The sequence below is a fragment of the Corynebacterium auris genome (genome assembly GCF_030408575.1).
GTDB classification, from domain to species: Bacteria; Actinomycetota; Actinomycetes; order Mycobacteriales; family Mycobacteriaceae; genus Corynebacterium; species Corynebacterium auris.
In genome coordinates, this window is record NZ_CP047047.1 from 2,091,337 (window position 1) to 2,108,706 (window position 17,370).

Below are 17,370 nucleotides of genomic sequence, written 5' to 3' on the forward strand. Positions count from 1 at the left end.
GACATCCCTCACACCCTAGCCCCTCACACCCTAGCGCTGCATCACGTCGTTGCGCACGATGGTCTGGTCGCGGCCCGGGCCGACACCGATGTAGCTCATGGGCGCGCCAGAGAGCTCCTCCAGCCGCAGCACGTAGTCCTTCGCCTTCTGCGGCAGGTCCGCGAACTCGGTAACGCCGGTGATGTCCTCGTCCCACGCCGGCATGGTTTCGTAGATGGGCTCCGCGTGGTGGAACTGGGTCTGGGTAAGGGGCATCTCATCGAAGCGCTCGCCGTCGACGTCGTAAGCCACGCAGATGGGGATTTCCCCGATACCGGTGAGCACGTCGAGCTTGGTCAGGAAGAAATCGGTGAAGCCGTTAACGCGGGCCGCGTAGCGGGCGATAACAGCGTCGTACCAGCCGCAGCGGCGCTTGCGCCCGGTGTTCACGCCCACCTCACCGCCGACGGTTTGCAGGTAGTCACCCCACTTGTCAAACAGCTCCGTGGGGAACGGGCCCGCGCCGACGCGGGTGGTGTAGGCCTTGACAATGCCCAGCGAGGCCGTGATGCGCGTCGGACCGATGCCCGCGCCCACGCACGCCCCGCCGGCGGTGGGGTTGGAGGAGGTGACGAACGGGTAGGTGCCGTGGTCGACGTCGAGCATGGTGGCCTGACCGCCCTCCATGAGCACGTGCTTGCCCTCATCGAGCGCGGTGTTGAGGGTGTATTCGGCGTCGATGACCATCGGTTTGAGCCGCTCGGCATAGCCCATGAAGTAATCCATCACCTCGTCGACGGCGATGGCCTTGCGGTTGTACATCTTCACCAGCATCTGATTTTTGACGTCCAGTGCGGACTCGATCTTCTGGCGCAGAATCGACTCGTCAAAGATGTCCTGCACGCGCAGCCCCACGCGCGCGACCTTGTCGGCGTAGGTCGGGCCGATCCCGCGGCCGGTTGTCCCGATGGCCCGCTTGCCCAGGAAGCGCTCCTGCACGCGGTCGAGCGTCTGGTGGTACGGGGCCACCATGTGGGCGTTGCCGGAAATTCGCAGGCGGGAGGCGTCTGCCCCGCGCGCTGTGAGCCCGTCGATCTCCTCGAACAGCGCCTGCAGGTTGATCACCACGCCATTGCCCAAAATCGGGGTCGCGTTCTCGCTGAGCACACCCGCGGGCAAAAGCTTCAGCTCGTACTTCTCGCCGCCCACCACGACGGTATGGCCCGCGTTGTTGCCCCCGTTCGGCTTGACCACGTAGTCGACCCTGCCGCCGAGAATATCCGTGGCCTTGCCCTTCCCCTCGTCGCCCCATTGGGCGCCGACGATGACGATGGCGGACATCTTCACTCCTTATACATAGGCGTTGACGGCGCTATTGTAGCGTGAGCGGCATGCGTCTCATCCACTGCGCGTGCGCTTCGCGCTTGCTTATCGACGCCTCAACTAACGTCACCCTCCCCGCCGTGCCTTCGCGCTCGGACCTGCGTTTCCTCGACGAGGTCGCGCGGGAGCTGCTGCCGGTGGACCCCACTCCCTCGCTCGCGGAGATCGCCGCCTCCCCCTCGGTGGCGCACATGGGCGCGCCCGGCCCGGCGCCGCAGGAGCCCGCCGAGCGCCTACGCGTGGTGGTCTCCGGCACCGACGCTGCACTCGGCGCGGTGCTGACCCGGATGATGCGCGCGGACTACCTGTGGGCCGAGGTGGCCTACCTGCCCGCCGATGCGACGTCGGCAGGCGCTGCTGTCTGGGGCATGTCTGGGCTGAGCGAGGCGGACCGGCTCGTGGCCGCCGTCGAGGCGCCGGTGGCGCCCTCCCCGTGCATCCGCACCGATCGCTCCGAGGTGGTGGCGGGGTCCGCGACGCTCACCCGCGCCGATCCCGCCCGCGAGTTCATCGGCGAGATCGTCGTGGACTCCGACGTCCTGCTGCACCGCGAGGACAACGGAACCTCCGCCGTTTTTGCGGGGGACTTCGGCGCGAAGCTTGTTCCCATGAACGACCAGCCCGGCATTGCCGCCTCCCGGATGACTACCCCCGCCAACGCCGCCGGCCCCAGCGGCAAACGCTCACCCGAACAGCTCGAGGCGCTCGCGCGCCTCCCGTTCGGCTCGTGGCTCACCCGCGGTGCCGCCGTCGCACCCGGGCGCGTGGACGCCTCCTCCGTACGTACCGGCCGTGCCGTACAGGCGGGTGGGGTGGACATCCGCGTGACCGTCGACGGTGTCGCGCGCCCACGCCCCGTCGACCGGGTGACCTTCTACCGGCACTTGCGCGACCTTCAGAGCGTTAAGATTCCCGCTCAAGAGTCTAAGTGACATATATCACATTAGCCTCTTTTTGTGCAGTAGTGCACCGCCGGCGGGCCTTTTCCCGCGCTCTGGATTCCGGTTTCCGGTAGACAGCACGCCGTTGTCCCAGCTCAGCGGCGCGAGCTGCGGCATGGTAGCGAAAGCTGAACCCGCGTTCCACAACCAATTGATAACAGCCTCAAGTTGAACGGCCGTCCTAGCGAGGCCTCGGTTTCCTCCCTACATTTGATGGTGTTCCCGAGAGGGGGATCGGCGCCGGAGTTCACCGGCCCGCACGAAATTAGAAAGAAGGAGATCAGACATGGCTGAGTACAACCGCATCGAAGACCTTGCTAGCGCTACCGCTTACGACGTTGATGGTGACAAGATTGGCGCCGTCAAGGACGTTTACGTTAACGACAACACCGGCCAGCCCGACTTCGTGGCCGTGAACCACGGCCTGTTCGGCGGCAGCGACTCCATCGTCCCGCTGCGCGGCCACACCCTGCGCGACGGCGAGCTCCACCTGGCCTTCCCGAAGGACCGGGTAAAGGATGCCCCGGACCTCGCGGAGGACGGCCACCTCACCCAACAGGACCAGGAGGCGTTCTACCGCCACTACGGTCTTGAGGGCGCCCAGGACGTGACCACCTACGAGGCCAACCAGCCCGCACCGGCCGCCGGTGCAGCCGCTGGTGCCCCGGCCGCCGCTGGCGTCGAGCCCACGCCCGCCCCGGCCCCGGCTGCCGACGAACAGGACCGCCCGGAGGTCACCGACACCGACCAGGAGTCGATCGTCCGCTCCGAGGAGCAGCTGAACGTGGACAAGGAGCGGGTCCAGTCCGGCGAGGTCCGACTGCGCAAGTACGTGGTCAACGAGACCGAGACCGTCGAGGTCCCCGTTGAGCGTGAAGAGGTCCGCGTCGTCCGCGAGCCCGTCACCGACGCCGACAACATCCAGGCCGTCGACGACCTGGGCGAGGACGAGGCCTCCGTCACCGTCCACGAGGAGCGCGTCAACGTGACCAAGGAGTCCGTCCCGGTGGAGAAGGTCTCCCTGAACAAGGACACCGTCCAGGACACCGAGCGCGTCTCCGAGGACGTTGCCAAGGAGCGCATCGAGACCGAGGGCGACGTCACCCGCCCCGACGCTGACCGCTAAGCGCTCAGCCCCCAGCGCTGTAACGCCCCCGGCCACGCCGGGGGCGTTGCCCTTTATTCGTACAGCTCCGGCGGGTACTTCGGCGTCGGCGAGGTCGGAGCCAAAACCGCTACCGCCGACTCGCGCGACATCCCGCACACCTGCAAGAGGTCCACGATGAGCGAGCGCGACTGCGCGAGGATCACGTAGGCAGACAACACGGAATCCTTCTGCAGCACCTCCGTGCCGGCTCCCGCGCCGAGCGCGCGCAGCTCGTTGACCGCCTCCGGAATCACGCTCGCCTGAAGCAGGCGGGAGTTGACCTCGTAGACCTCCGAAATCTCAAGGCAGATCCGCGCCAAGCAGTCCAGGATCTCAATCTGCTTCTCGCTGACCGTGTCGTTGTCCTCGCACAGCACGTGGGCACGGCGCGCCAGCACACGAGTGGTGCGCACCGCCTGATCGGTCGGCGTGATCACGCGGCTGAGCGCCATCACGTAGCGCCGCGCACCCCACAAGAAGGGGGACAGCTTCGCCGACTCCTGGCCGGAACGCACCGCGCTGGCCATACCGTCGACGTCGCTCTGGCTGGCGCGGATCGCCTCAAGCGCCTCGGCAATAACCTCTTCGTCGCGCTTCTTCAGCCCCTCGGTCACGTCGTCGAGGACGGAGGACATGAGCTTAAGCACGTGCGCGATCTCCGTCCGCGCGCGCGACATCGGCCACTGCGGGATGAGCGCGAGCACCAGCATCGCCACCACACAGCCCACGAGGGCGTCGATGGTGCGGTCAATGCCGGTGACCTCCCCGCCCGGCGGCAGGATGGTGGCGATGAGGATCGAGCCGATGGCCACCTGGTTGTTCACCAGCTGCGATTTGGAAAAGAACGAGGCGATCAACAGCGCCCCGCCGACGATCACCGCGATCTGCCAGCCGCCCTGACCGAGGTTGGCAAACAGTAGGTCGCCGACGAAGACGCTGATGATACAGCCCATGGACACGTCGACGGCCTTGCTGATCCTGTCCCCGCCCGTCATACCGATGACGATGATCACCGAAATCGGTGCGAAAAACGCCTGCATGTGGCCGAAGATGCTGGTGGAGATCCAGAACGCAACCCCGGCCGCGAGCGCGATCTGGGTGATGGGCAGCAGGCGGTTGCCCACGCGCCTGAACCGGGCGTGAATAGAACTGTCTATCTGGTGCAGGCGTTCGCGCGTGCTCATCCGTTGCTTGGCCATGCACCTAAGACTAGCCTCCGCAGCGCGCGGCCCCCCAAGCCGCGAAAACGCCCCACCGCGTCCAGTGGGGCGTCGATTAGCGATTGCTTACTTGCTCAGCGTCGTTCCCACGGAGTGGAGGTCCTGGCACGCCTCGATGACGCGCTCGGACATGGACTGCTCCGCCTTCTTCAGGTAGGAGCGCGGGTCGTAGGCCTTCTTGTTGCCCACCTCGCCGTCGACCTTGAGCACGCCGTCGTAGTTTTCGAACATGTGCGCCGCCAGCGGGCGGGTGAACGCGTACTGCGTGTCGGTGTCCACGTTCATCTTGATCACGCCGTGGGTCAGCGCCTCCTCGATCTTCTCCTTCTCGGAGCCGGAGCCGCCGTGGAAAACGAAGTCGAAGGGTTTGTCGCCCTCCTTGAGCCCCAGCTTGGCGACGGCCACCCGCTGGCCCTCCCCAAGCACCTCGGGGCGCAGCTTCACGTTGCCCGGCTTGTACACGCCGTGCACATTGCCGAAGGTCGCGGCGAGCAGGTAGCGGCCGTTCTCGCCGGTGCCGATAGCGTCGATGGTCTTTTCAAAGTCCTCCGGCGTCGTGTACAGGTTCGCCCCTGCCTTCGCCTCGACGCCGTCCTCCTCGCCGCCGACCACGCCGATCTCGACCTCGAGAATGATGTTCGCCTTGTGCGCCTTCTCCAGCAGCTCCTGGGCGATCTGCAGGTTTTCGTCGATCGGGATGGCCGAGCCGTCCCACATGTGGGACTGGAACAACGGGTTCTCGCCGCGGTCCACGCGCTCCTGCGAAATCGCCAGCAGAGGGCGCACGTACTCGTCGAGCATCTCCTTCTGGCAGTGGTCGGTGTGCAGGGCGATGTTGACGTCGTAATGCTTGGCTACCTCGTGCGCGAAGGCCGCCAGCGCCTGCGCGCCCGCGACCTTGTTCTTCAGGGCCAGGCCCGAACCGAACTCGGCGCCGCCGAGGGAGAACTGGATGATTCCGTCGGACTCTGCTTCCGCGAAACCTTTGATCGCCGCGTTGATCGTCTCCGAAGACGTGCAGTTGATGGCGGGGAACGCGAAGCCTTGCTCCTTCGCGCGGTCAAACATCGCGTTGTAGACCTCAGGGGTGGCAATGGGCATGCTGGAAACCTCCGATGTGCGGGTTGACGTACGCCCCCAGTATGCCTATTTTGTCCGGCCGGTGCAGTCGCGATCTCGGCCGGCCTCCAGGTGAAGAAACAAAGGGTAAGAATCCATCCCGGTGCCGCCTCGAGGCGGATTCTTGCCCTTTAGTTCTTACCCGCAGTGTTGGCCGCCACCCGCGCCGCAGCCTCGAGCAACATCCAGCCGGACAGCTGCACGGACAGGTCGCGCTCGTCGATACGCAGCAGGCCCACGGCCTGGCTTAGCGACGACGGACCCAAGCCGTAGTTGTGCGGCAGCCGCGCGTCCTCCGTCCAATCCGAGGGGAAGACAGGCAGGCCGTCCACCTCCAGCCGGTGCCCCCACAGCGACTCGGCCGACGCCATGACCAGGCGCGCCGCGAGCTTCTTCGTGGCCACACTTTCCGGGCTGTCCTCCGGCATGCGCACCGCCACGTCCGCGAGGTAGCGCGCCAGGATGCCGTGGAACAGCCCACCATCGCCGTCGCGCGTCTCGTGCTCCGGGCGGGTGATCACCCCGCGGGGTGTAGCCATGTGCCGGGCAATCGCCCGCACCAGAGCACGGATGTGGGTGATGTAGAACACCGAGGCGTCGGCGCGCTCCGAGTGGTCGAAGGAGTCGATCGGCTCGTCGTCGGCAAGCCCGACGTCGCGGCGCAGCGCCAAGGCGATCTCCAAACTCGCGCCGAGCACGGTGCCCTGGTTATAGGTGTAAATCTTGTCCACCACCTCCGGGCCGTTCATGCGCATGCGGATGCCGTCCTGGACCAGGCCGTTGTCCGCCATCAGGTTGTCGAAGATCCAGTCCGTCATCTCGCGGGCCTTATCCAGCCTGCCCGTCCGCGCGAACAGGATCGCCGCCGGGCCGTTCGAGGGCATGTTGTAAAAGGTCTCGTTGCGGCGCCACGGCAGCACGCCGGTGGTCGGGTCGATTCCCGCGAGGATGTCGAACTCCAGCGCGGTGAGCTGTTTCGGGCGGCTGAATCCCTCCAGCGCGAGCGCGCGGTTCCAGGCGAGCGCCAGCCACGCTTTGTCGTCGTAGTAGCGATTCGACGTCGGCTTGCCCGCGCTACGTGTGACCACCCCGCGCAAGGTGTGGCTAATGCGCTTGCGGCGCAGCTTGGTGGAGCGGCGCTCGGCGGCGTCGATAAGGCAATCGATGTAGTGCGCCTGCCACCAGAAGTGCCAGTGCAGGAAGGTGGACTCGCGCCAACCCGGGGGCCAGGCCACCGCCGCGAGGTTCGTGCGCGGCAGCCCCCACAGGCGGGTTGCGTGGCGTTCCTGGATGGCGGATTCCGCCAGATCCGCGCGGTGTGCCCAGGTGTCCACCACGGAATCCTCCTCTGTCCTCATCATGCTCGTGATACGCCTGCTCCTCCGTATATTGCCAGACCTACCAGGATTGTTTCAGGTCCGCGTGCTGGCGCACCCACGCGTGCATGGCAATGCCCGCCGCCACGCCCGCGTTGATCGAACGGGTCGAGCCAAACTGGGCAATCGAGCACGTCATCGCCGCCTGATCTCGCGTCTCCCCCGTGATACCGGGGCCCTCCTGGCCGAAGACGAGCACGCAGCGCTCCGGCAGCACCGCCGTTTCGAGCGGCACCGAACCCGGGGTGTTGTCGATGGCCACCACGGCCAGACCGGCCTGATCCGCCCAGCGCATAAGCTCGCCCACGGACTCGTGGTGCCGGATGTGCTGGTAGCGGTCCGTGACCATCGCGCCGCGCCGGTTCCAGCGCCGCCGCCCCACGATGTGCACCGCCCGCGCCAAAAAGGCGTTGGCCGTGCGGACCACGGTGCCGATGTTCATGTCGTTTTCGAAGTTCTCGATGGCCACGTGGAATGGGTGACGCTTCGCGTCCAAATCGGCGTTGATCGCCTCGAGCGACCAGTAGCGGTACGCATCCACGACGTTGCGGCGATCCCCGCGCGCCAAAAGATCCGGATCGTAGCGCGGGTCTGTCGGCCACTCCCCCTCCCAGGGCCCCACGCCGTGGCGCCCCTCGGCCCACTCGGTGGGCCCCTTCGCGCCACTACTCCAGTCCAAGGTCACCGAGCCCGAGGAGGTAGCGGTACTCGAGCCCCTCCCCCTCAATCACCTTCTGCGCGCCGGTCGCCCGGTCAACGACCGTGGCCACCGCCACAACCTCCGCACCCTCCCCGAGGCAGGCCTCCACGGCCGTCAGCGGCGAGTTGCCCGTGGTGGTCGTGTCCTCCACCACCAGCACGCGGCGCCCAGCGATGCCCGGGCCCTCAATCCGGCGCTGCATGCCGTGCTTCTTGGCTTCCTTGCGCACCACGAAGGCGTCTACCGGGCGACCCTCCGCGTGCATGAAGGCGGTGGCCACCGGGTCGGCGCCCAGGGTGAGCCCGCCGACTGCGTCGAAATCGAGGTCGGCGGTGAGCTCGCGCAGAAGCTGCCCGATCAGCCGCGCCGCCCTGTGGTGCAGCGTGGCCCGGCGCAGGTCCACGTAGTAATCGGCCTCCTTACCGGAGGACAGCGTCACCCTGCCGTGGACGACGGCGAGCTCCTTCACCAGCTCCGCCAGCTCGTCCTTCCTGGCCTCGTTCACAGTACCCATGTCCACCCACCTTAGTCGTGACCGCCTGCGAGATCACAGTTCAGTCACCGAAGATCGAGGGCGGTGTCCGGTCTCTTTTCACCCTCGTGAGATCCGGGCCGCGCTCACCGCGCTCGGCGCCGTCCGCGATCGCCTCCACCTCGTCTCCGCCGACCGCACGGTGGTCCATCACCCCGCGCACCGCGCCGGTGGTCCTGGTGGGAAGCGCCAGCGGCTCCTCCGGCCGTTGCACCGGCGGGGCGTGCCCGACCGCTGCGACGGGACCGCCGTCAGGCCGCGTCGGCTGCGCCATCTCACGCGTCGGGTACGGCGCGCGTATCTCCTCCCAGTCGCGCGGGGGTAAAACGCGCGCGGCGTCGGCGAGAAGCGCAAGCGGGGCGAGCATGTCGTCCAAAGTCTCCGGGTCCGCGTCCGGCGGCATTTGCGCGAGAACCCACTCGGACTCGCACCACACCGCCCCCACCGCGGCGGGGAGCAGCTCCAGCGCCGTGGTCACGCGCACGTCCAAGAAGCGACGGGCCGGGCCGGCCTCCGTGGCAAAAATGCGGAAGCCCTCCGCCTCGCCCACCTCGAGGAGGTCCTCGGACGAATCCGCCTGGAATCCCTCCCGGCGCAGGTCCACCACGACGTCGCTGACCTCCCCGGTGCGCATGGCCATGACGGTGACCCCGCCCATGTCCACCACGAAGGTGTCGTGGCCGTACGACGTCCCCGAGGCCACGTTGACGGGCGGCGCACCGCCGGCTGCCGCGCCGCGCGACCACTCCCCGTTGAGGTAGTCATCGCGCTTGGCGAAGTCGAAGCCGTGCTTGCTCGCCCACTCGCGCCTCCCGCGCCGCGCGGATCCCGGTAACGACAGCCCCGCGCGCCGGGGCTCAGCGTCGCGGCGGGGCTGAGGCCCGCCCCTGGGAGCCCCGCGCCTAGGTGTGTCGCGCCGGTTCGCGTCGACGAGCAGCAGCACGAGCGCCGCGACGAGGGCAGCGGCGCCGAGGAAGATCAGTAGGTAGGCCATTACGGGTTACTGTAGCGCCCGCCCCCGACATCACAGGTCGGTGGCCACCGGGTTCGCGGCATCGCCCGCCCACTGCGACCAGCCGCCGACAAAGTGCGTGACCACAGGCAGCCCCGCGTGCGCGAGCGCCGCAAGCAGAAGCGCCGAGTGGTTGCCGGAACCGGAGTAAGCGATCACCTCGGACGGGTCGGAGTCCTCGGTCAGCCCCGCGGCCGCGGCGCGCTCGCGGATCTCGGCGGCGGGAATGACGGTGCCCTCCTCCGCCGCGAAGAACTCAGTGGCGGGGAGGTTCACCGCGCCCGGGATGTGGCCGGCCTTCAGGTCGAGAAGCTCTCGGCGGCCGCTGTAGCGGCGCGCCCCGCGGGCGTCGATAAGCATGCCGTCGAATGCCTTGACCTGCTCGAGCGTTGCCACCGGGAGGCTGCCCGGGCGGGGCTCAAAATCGGCGAAGACGGAGAGGTTGCCGGGGCCCGCGACCGTTTCCAGGTTCGCGCCGTCCCAAGCCGCGAATCCGCCGTCGACGATAAAGACGTCCTCGACGTCGAGCCAGCGCAAAAGCCACCACGTGCGGGCGGCGAACAGGCCGTCGCCCGTGTCGTAAATGAAGGTGGGGCGCCCCTTCTCCACGCCCCAGCTTCGCGCGGCCTTGGCCAGCACATCCACGGGAGGCAGCGGGTTGCGCCCGACGCGGCGCCCGGGCAGTCCCGACAGCACCGCTGACGGATCGCAAAACTTCGCTGTGGGGATGTGCTCGGACTGGAACTTCGACCACGCCTTGCCCTCTTCGGGCTCCCACAGCGCCGCAATGATCGCCTGGTTTTTGCCGGTGTTGATCCGCTCGCGCAGCTGCTCTGCCGGGACAAATACGCTCATGCGGCCCAGTGTAGGGGGTGCGCCGCCCCTACGCCGTGTATCCGGGAGCGAGCTCGATGACGCCTTCCTCAGCCAGGCCGCCGAGCCACTCGGTGATGCCTTCCCGCGGGCAATCGGCACCGATGCTCGCCGCGAGCATCCCGGCCGGGCCCAGCTCCACCCGGCAGCCGAAGGCGAGCAGCGTTTCCGCGATGTCGTTCGGGCGTTCCTCGTTCGGCAGGATCCGCACCGTCGACGCGCCGCCGCGCACCACCACGCGGTCGACGTGGAAGCGCCCGCCCACCGTGACGCACTCCACGATGTCCCCGAGCGCCAGCGTCGTATCGACGAACGGCACGCTGGCCACCACAAACTTGTTCTCCCCCACCTGGTGCGCCGCGAGCTGCTCGTTCTCGACGCCGGGCACGGCCACGCGGGTGATGATCGTCGTCGTAGGCTGCATGACTCGTACCTTAGCCTGTCGACGAGGGGAATGAGTCAGGCGCGCACCCCTACATTCCGGGGCGCGCGCCCGAGGCGCACGCGCTAGTACGTGATGGACATGCGCCCGTCGATCTTGCCGGCTTCCATCCTTTCAAAAACATCGTTGACCTCATCGAGGCCACATGCGGTCACGTGAGGTTTCACCTCGCCGCGCGCGTAAAATCCCAGAGCCTCCGCCATATCTTGGCGCGTCCCCACCATTGAGCCGCGTAGCGTAATACCGCGCAGGACGGACTCGAAGATGGGTACGGAGAACTCCCCAGGAGGAAGCCCCACAAACACGATGGTCCCGTTCTTGCGGGCCATCCCGAGCGCCTGCTCAAAGGCCTGCGGGTGCACCGCCGTAATCAGCACTCCGTGGGAACCTCCCCCGGTGTACTCCTGGACCGCCTCTGCCGGGTCTTTCTCCCGCGCGTTGATCGTGTACTCCGCGCCGATCCGCTTCGCCAGTTCGAGCTTTTCGTCCGCGATGTCAACAGCGATCACGCGCATTCCCATCGCACGGGCATACTGCACCGCCATGTGGCCGAGCCCGCCAACCCCCGAAATGACGACGGTTTGGCCCGGCTTCGTTTCTGTTACTTTCAGCGCCTTGTAAACGGTGACGCCGGCACACAAAATCGGGGCGACCTCGGCCGGGTCTGCACCGTCGGGAATCAGCGGAGAATAGCGGGTGTCCACCAACATGTACTCGCCGAAAGAACCGTTCATGGTGTAGCCGCCGTACTCGGCCTCATCACAGTAGGTCTCTCGACCCGTGCGGCAGAACTCGCACGCCCCGCATGCAGACCAGAGCCACGCGTTCCCAACGATGTCACCCACCTTCACCGGGTGCTCACCTGGGCCGAGTTCCACGATTTCTCCGACTCCCTCGTGCCCGGGCACGAACGGCGGGGAGGGCTTGACCGGCCAGTCACCGTGCGCCGCGTGAAGGTCCGTGTGGCAGATGCCGGAGGCTTTCAACTTGACTAGCGCCTGAAACGGGCCGGGTTTCGGCAGGTCAATCTCCTTGACCTTGACCTGGGGCCCAAACTCTTCAACAACAGCTGCACGCATGGTGGTTGGGATGGACATGTCTTCCTCCTTAGATGGTCGCTCCTATCCCTTCACCACACGGTATCCAGTTTTAGTTTTGAGTGGTGTACTTTTTTAATACCGTTTTCAACAAGTATGCCCGCCACTTATGCAGTGGCGGGCATACAGTGGCGGGCATACTTGTTGCGCGTTACGCCGCGTCGACCGTCAGCGACTCACCGCCGTCGGCCACGTCCACGTTGACCGTGTCCCCGTCGCGCACGTAGCCGGCGAGCAACTCCTTGGCCAGGCGGTCGCCGATGGCCTGCTGGATCAGGCGGCGCAGCGGGCGCGCGCCGTAGGCCGGGTCGTAGCCGCGCTCCGCCAGCCAGGCCTTCGCCGCGTCCGAGACGTGGAGGCTGAGCCTGCGCCCGGCCAGGCGCTCGGCGAGCCCGCCCAGCTGGATGTCCACGATGCCGACGAGCTGGTCGGTCGTCAGCGGTTCGAAGACGACGACGTCGTCGAGGCGGTTGATGAACTCCGGCTTGAAGTGCGCCCGCACCGCGGCCATGATCTGCTCGCGGGTGCCGCCCGCGCCCAGGTTGGACGTGAGGATGACCACCGTGTTGCGGAAGTCCACCGTGCGCCCCTGGCCGTCGGTCAGGCGGCCCTCGTCGAGCACCTGCAGCAGCACGTCGAAGACGTCCTGGTGCGCCTTCTCCACCTCGTCGAAAAGCACGAGCGAGTACGGGCGGCGGCGCACCGCCTCGGTGAGCTGGCCGCCTGCGTCGTAGCCGACGTAGCCGGGAGGGGCACCGACGAGGCGCGCGACGGAGTGCTTCTCGCCGTACTCGGACATGTCGATGCGCACCATGGCGGCCTCGTCGTCGAAAAGGAACTCGGCGAGCGCCTTCGCCAGCTCCGTCTTGCCCACGCCGGTGGGGCCGAGGAAGAGGAAGGAACCGATCGGGCGGTTCGGGTCGGACACGCCCGCGCGGGAGCGTCGCACCGCGTCCGAGACCGCGGTAACCGCCTCGGTCTGGCCCACGACGCGCTCGCCGAGCACCGACTCCATGGTGAGCAGCTTCTCGGTCTCGCCCTCCATCATCTTGCCGGCCGGGATGCCCGTCCAGCTGGAGACAACCTCGGCGATCACGTCGGGCGTGACCTCCTCGGTGAGCATCGTGCGCGGAGACTCCTCGGCCTCCGCCTCGGCGACCTGCTGCTCCAACTCCGGGATCCGCCCGTAGCGCAGCTCGGAGACCTTGGCGTAGTCCCCCTCGCGCTCGGCGATCTCCGACTCGTTGCGCAGACGCTCGAGCTCCTCCTTGGCGTTCTGGACCTTGTCGATCTCCGCCTTCTCGTTCGCCCAGCGCGCCTTCATCTCGCCGAGGCGCTCGCGCTGGTCCGCCAGCTCCTGGCGCAGCGCGTCGAGGCGCTCCTTCGCGGCGGCGTCGGGCTCCTTCTGCAGCGCGATCTCCTCGATCTCCAGGCGGCGCACCACGCGCTCGAGCTCGTCAATCTCCTGCGGGGAGGAATCGATCTCCATGCGCAGGCGCGAACCCGCCTCGTCGACCAGGTCGATCGCCTTGTCTGGCAGGAAGCGGTTGGTGATGTAGCGGTTGGACAGCTCCGCCGCCGCCACCAGCGCCGAGTCCTGGATGCGCACGCCGTGGTGCACCTCGTAGCGCTCCTTCAGCCCGCGCAGGATACCGATGGTGTCCTCCACCGTCGGCTCACCCACGTAGACCTGCTGGAAGCGGCGCTCCAGAGCGGCGTCCTTCTCGATGTACTGGCGGTACTCGTCCAGCGTCGTCGCGCCCACGAGGCGCAGCTCACCGCGCGCGAGCATCGGCTTGATCATGTTGCCCGCGTCCATCGCGCCCTCGCCGGACGCGCCCGCGCCGACGATGGTGTGCAGCTCGTCGATGAAGGTGATGATCTCGCCCTCGGAGGACTTGATCTCATCCAGCACCGCCTTGAGCCGCTCCTCGAATTCGCCGCGGAACTTCGCGCCCGCAACCATCGAGCCCAAATCCAGCGCGATCAAGGTCTTGCCCTTCAGAGACTCGGGCACGTCCCCGGCCACGATGCGGCGCGCCAGGCCCTCGACGATCGCAGTCTTACCGACGCCCGGCTCGCCGATCAGGACAGGGTTATTCTTCGTCCTGCGGCTGAGCACCTGGACCACGCGGCGGATCTCCGAATCGCGGCCGATCACCGGGTCGATCTTGCCTTCCCGGGCGCGCGCGGTCAGGTCGGTGGAGTACTTCTCCAGCGCCTGGAACTGCCCCTCCGGGTCCTGAGAGGTGACCTTCTTGTTCCCGCGGACCGAGGGGAAGGCCCCCTTGAGCACGTCGTAGGTCGCGCCGCGCTTTTTCAGCAGCTCGGCCGCCTCGTCCCCGCCGCGGGCGATGCCGGCGAGTAGCACTTCGGTGGAAACGTATTCGTCGCCAAGCTGCCCGGCGAGCTCCTGCGCCGCGTTGAGCGCGTTGAGCGCGTCGCGGTTGAAGTTCGGGTTGGCCATGTTCTGGCCCTCGGCGCTGGGGTAGCCGTCGACGATCGCGCCCGCCTCGCGCGCCACCGTCTCCGGGTCGACGCCCGTGGCGCGCAGCACCGGCGCGGCGATGCCCTCCTCCTGCTGCAGGATCGCCTCAAGCAGGTGAGCCGGGCGGATGTCGGGGTTACCGGCGGCCGAGGCGCGCTGCAGTGCCTGCTGCAACGCCTCCTGGGTCTTTGTCGTGGGGTTGAAAGATGCCATGAGCGCATCCGTCCTTTCTCGCTCTTGTTCTCGCTACATCCTGTGTAACGCCCAACAAGTTGAGTCTGTTCCACTCAACGCGAGAAAACTTGAGCGCGGTTCGCTCAAGCTGCCGACCAGCGCGCTGCGCTACCCGTGCAGCCGAGCGTATGCCGCGCGGTGCTTCCCTCTCTGCTCGAGCCTGCGCGGCCGATAGCCAAACGCCCCAGTACAAGAAAGCCCCAGTACAAGAATGAAAGGGCAAGAATCCAGCGCAGGAGCCACCCTACGTCGTTTCTTGCCCTTCCGTTCTTGCCCTTCCGTTCTTGGCCTTTCGTCGGCCTAGTCGCCGTCGTTCGGCGCTGCCCGCGATCCCCGCTTCCGCGACCGCGGCCGCGGCGCCGTGCCGTGCTTCTCGGCGGGCACCCACTTCAGCGCGAAGGCCGCGATGATCACGCCGACGGAAACCGCAAACGCCGCCCAGCCGAAGCCGGCTGTCACGCCCGCGACGACCGCGATGGGCGCGAGGATGGTCATGCCGATTTCGAAGGGGGCGAAGCCCACGTACGCCACGCCGTACTCGTTGAGCGTGCCGGATTTGAGCTTGGGGTCGACCATCTTGAGCAGGGCGATACCCGTAGCGGTGGCGGCGGTGGCCCAGCCCCAGCCGAAGATGCCGCGCTCGAGCCAGTACTCACCGAAGAAGAGCGGGCCGGCCCACAGCATCCACGCAACGCAGAAGATGACGCCCAGAACGAACAGCGCGAGCAGCGCCTGCCAGTACCCGGCGAGTGCGGCCGGCACGATGGAGGCGATGCCGAAGGCGATCATGTAGTCGGTCGCCGCCCCGGAGATGGTGGTGATCGTGCCGGAGTCGAGGAAGTCGCCGCGCCCGAGAAGCCGGAGGACGAGGCGCCCGAGCAGGCCCACCACGAAGGACATGGCAAACAGCGGAATGGACACGCTGGGCCACTGGTTTTTGATGGCCTCGTTAATGAGGTACGCGATGAGGACGGTGAAGATGAGGAAGCCGCCGTGCAGCGCCAGGGGCTCGATGGAGGAGGGGTTCGTGGTGGCCTTGCCGATGGAGGGGCGCTCGTCGGGGTTATCGATGTAGCCGGTGCGCAGGTCCTCCGGCAGGTCGCCCTTCAGCTCCGTCGCCTTGCCCTTGCGAATGCCCCAGTTGGCCATGATGACGCCGCCGATGATGGCCACGATCGAGCCGACGGTGGCGGAGGTGAAGCCGAGGGAGGAGGCCTCGGACAGGCCGATCTCTTCGAGCGAGGATCCCACGGCGGCCGCTGTGCCGAAGCCGCCGACAAAGCCGACGGGCAGCATGAGGCCGAACCAGGGGTCGGTGTCGAAAACGGCGGTGAACAGGTACACGCCGAGCAGGGCGAAAAGGCCCCACTGGCCCAAGAACATGGCCGTGGAGTAGCCCCACATGTTGCGCGCGCCCGAGGCGACGGAGCCGCCGAGGGTCATGGAGTAGGCCATGGAGGCGAAGACCACCGCGATGAGCAGAGTGGTGTAGTCGCTGATCTTGTCCGACCAGTTGATCAGCCCGAGGACCTCCGGGCCGAGGATGAGGCCGATGAATCCGGCGGTGATGGGCGCGGGCAGCAGAAGCGTCTGAAGCATCTTCAGCCGGTTGCGCAGTGCGTTGCCGACGATGAGGAGGATGGAGATCCAGCCGACGTCGAGAAGCAGCGTATAGGGGGTGTAGTCCATCGGCTCGACCTCACGTTTTGTCGGGGAGCCAGTGCGGCCCCGCGTGTCTTTTCTATTTCTCTACCGGTGCAACACTAGTAGCCCGCGTCACGTTTTCTTCAATTAGTACGCTTGCACGCATGGGTTCGTACACGCAATTGCGCGAAAAAGTCGGCCGCGACGGCGAGGCTCTGCGCCGCAGCTTCTTCGTCGACCTCGCCGAGCACGTTCCCCTCGCCCGCGGGATCTTCCCCGCCGAGGCGACGACGGCCCCGGCATCGCTTATCGACGCCCTCCTCTGGCTCCTCCGGACCTCCCCGGGCGGCTCGCTCAGCCCAGCGACCGCCCGCCGGCTGCGCGCGCTGGCCCTCGACTTCCGCCGCTTCGGCTTCCCCGCCTCTGCCTACCGGGACTTCGCCGCGGCGGCCAAGCGCGCCCTCGCCCCGCTGGCGGGCTCGCAGGCCGACGCGCTTCTCAATGCGACCGCTGAGCTCATGCGCAGCGAGGCGGAGGCCGCCGACGCAGCCGGGATCCCGGCGGCGACGGCCGCGCGCGTGGCGTCCGTGGACCCGCGCGGCGCTGTCACGCTCGTGCGGCTCGAGGCGGGGATGGGCCTGGGCTACCAGCCCGGCCAGTACATGCCGGTCATGGCCGCCGGGCGCCAGGGCGAGTGGCGCAACCTCGCCCCGGCCCTTCCCGCCAACCCCTTCGGCCAGCTGGAGTTCCACGTCACCGACGAGTTCACCCCGCAGGTCGGCGCCTACGTCACGCTCGGCGCGGCGCGCGGGCCGGCGCTCGACCTGTACTCCCGCGAGGACCTTCTCATCGTCGCCGCCGGCACGGGCGCCGCGGTGGCCAAGGCGATCGTGTTCGCGCTTGCGCAGCAGCAGGACCGCCCGCGAACCCATCTTCTGCTGCAGGCGCCGTCGCGTGCGGCGCACTACGACTACCAGGTATTTTCCGCCCTCGCCGAGCTGCACGGCTGGTTCAGCCTCTCGCGCGCCCCGTTGGGCGCCGACATTGCCCCGGAATTGTGGCGGGGGCGCAGGGTGGTGGTCAGTGGGGCGTCGACAAGCGTGCGCGAGATCGCGGACGGGCTGCGCGGCGCGGCCTCGCTGGTGGAAATCGCGCCGGACGCGCCCGTGACCTGGGACTAAGC

15 protein-coding genes are annotated in these 17,370 nt (G+C 67.5%); 3 read left to right on the plus strand and 12 right to left on the minus strand.

Features of this window, described 5'->3' with window-relative positions:
• Window positions 1–30: 30 nt before the first annotated feature.
• Window positions 31–1,320 carry an adenylosuccinate synthase gene (locus CAURIS_RS10000; RefSeq protein WP_290341909.1) on the minus strand — a complete coding sequence of 430 codons (1,290 nt, stop codon included), beginning with the start codon at window positions 1,318–1,320 and terminating at the stop codon, window positions 31–33.
• Between the two features lie 50 nt (window positions 1,321–1,370).
• Here CAURIS_RS10000 and CAURIS_RS10005 point away from each other — a divergent pair, with 50 nt between their 5' ends.
• A complete protein-coding gene (locus tag CAURIS_RS10005) occupies window positions 1,371–2,294 on the plus strand; it encodes a hypothetical protein (RefSeq protein WP_290341910.1) in 924 nt (307 codons plus the stop codon).
• Window positions 2,295–2,589: 295 nt separating this feature from the next.
• Window positions 2,590–3,429 (plus strand): PRC and DUF2382 domain-containing protein, encoded by an 840-nt coding sequence (locus tag CAURIS_RS10010; RefSeq protein WP_290341911.1) that lies wholly within the window; start codon window positions 2,590–2,592, stop codon window positions 3,427–3,429.
• Between the two features lie 53 nt (window positions 3,430–3,482).
• Here CAURIS_RS10010 and CAURIS_RS10015 read toward each other — a convergent pair whose 3' ends face one another.
• From CAURIS_RS10015 to CAURIS_RS10065, 11 genes are all read right to left on the minus strand, one after another.
• Complete coding sequence (locus tag CAURIS_RS10015; protein WP_290341912.1) at window positions 3,483–4,649, minus strand: FUSC family protein; 1,167 nt, start codon at window positions 4,647–4,649, stop codon at window positions 3,483–3,485.
• An 87-nt stretch (window positions 4,650–4,736) separates the two neighbouring features.
• Window positions 4,737–5,771, minus strand: a complete 1,035-nt coding sequence (fbaA, locus tag CAURIS_RS10020; RefSeq protein WP_290341913.1) for a class II fructose-bisphosphate aldolase — start codon at window positions 5,769–5,771, stop codon at window positions 4,737–4,739.
• 149 nt (window positions 5,772–5,920) lie between these two features.
• Window positions 5,921–7,126: a glycoside hydrolase family 76 protein gene (locus CAURIS_RS10025; RefSeq protein WP_290343379.1), complete on the minus strand. Its 1,206-nt coding sequence runs from the start codon at window positions 7,124–7,126 to the stop codon at window positions 5,921–5,923.
• A 61-nt stretch (window positions 7,127–7,187) separates the two neighbouring features.
• Window positions 7,188–7,850, minus strand: a complete 663-nt coding sequence (locus CAURIS_RS10030) for a TrmH family RNA methyltransferase (RefSeq protein WP_290341914.1) — start codon at window positions 7,848–7,850, stop codon at window positions 7,188–7,190.
• Window positions 7,831–8,379, minus strand: a complete 549-nt coding sequence (pyrE, locus tag CAURIS_RS10035; RefSeq protein WP_290341915.1) for an orotate phosphoribosyltransferase — start codon at window positions 8,377–8,379, stop codon at window positions 7,831–7,833. Before pyrE ends, CAURIS_RS10030 begins: the two co-directional genes overlap by 20 nt.
• Window positions 8,380–8,419: 40 nt before the next feature.
• Complete coding sequence (locus CAURIS_RS10040) at window positions 8,420–9,391, minus strand: TtfA family protein (protein WP_290341916.1); 972 nt, start codon at window positions 9,389–9,391, stop codon at window positions 8,420–8,422.
• A gap of 30 nt (window positions 9,392–9,421) precedes the next feature.
• A complete protein-coding gene (locus tag CAURIS_RS10045; protein ID WP_290341917.1) occupies window positions 9,422–10,264 on the minus strand; it encodes a sulfurtransferase in 843 nt (280 codons plus the stop codon).
• A 28-nt stretch (window positions 10,265–10,292) separates the two neighbouring features.
• The gene (locus tag CAURIS_RS10050; RefSeq protein ID WP_290341918.1) at window positions 10,293–10,706 is read right to left on the minus strand and encodes a DUF4265 domain-containing protein; all 414 of its coding nucleotides are present in this window, start codon (window positions 10,704–10,706) and stop codon (window positions 10,293–10,295) included.
• 83 nt (window positions 10,707–10,789) lie between these two features.
• Entirely contained in the window at window positions 10,790–11,821 is a 1,032-nt protein-coding gene (adhP, locus tag CAURIS_RS10055; protein WP_290341919.1) for an alcohol dehydrogenase AdhP, read from the minus strand.
• A gap of 151 nt (window positions 11,822–11,972) precedes the next feature.
• Window positions 11,973–14,522 (minus strand): ATP-dependent chaperone ClpB, encoded by a 2,550-nt coding sequence (gene clpB / locus CAURIS_RS10060; protein ID WP_290341920.1) that lies wholly within the window; start codon window positions 14,520–14,522, stop codon window positions 11,973–11,975.
• 321 nt (window positions 14,523–14,843) lie between these two features.
• Window positions 14,844–16,232 carry a sodium/glutamate symporter gene (locus CAURIS_RS10065; RefSeq protein ID WP_290341921.1) on the minus strand — a complete coding sequence of 463 codons (1,389 nt, stop codon included), beginning with the start codon at window positions 16,230–16,232 and terminating at the stop codon, window positions 14,844–14,846.
• Window positions 16,233–16,351: 119 nt separating this feature from the next.
• Between CAURIS_RS10065 and CAURIS_RS10070 the strand changes: the two genes are divergently transcribed.
• Window positions 16,352–17,368: a hypothetical protein gene (locus CAURIS_RS10070; RefSeq protein ID WP_290341922.1), complete on the plus strand. Its 1,017-nt coding sequence runs from the start codon at window positions 16,352–16,354 to the stop codon at window positions 17,366–17,368.
• Window positions 17,369–17,370 lie beyond the last annotated feature (2 nt).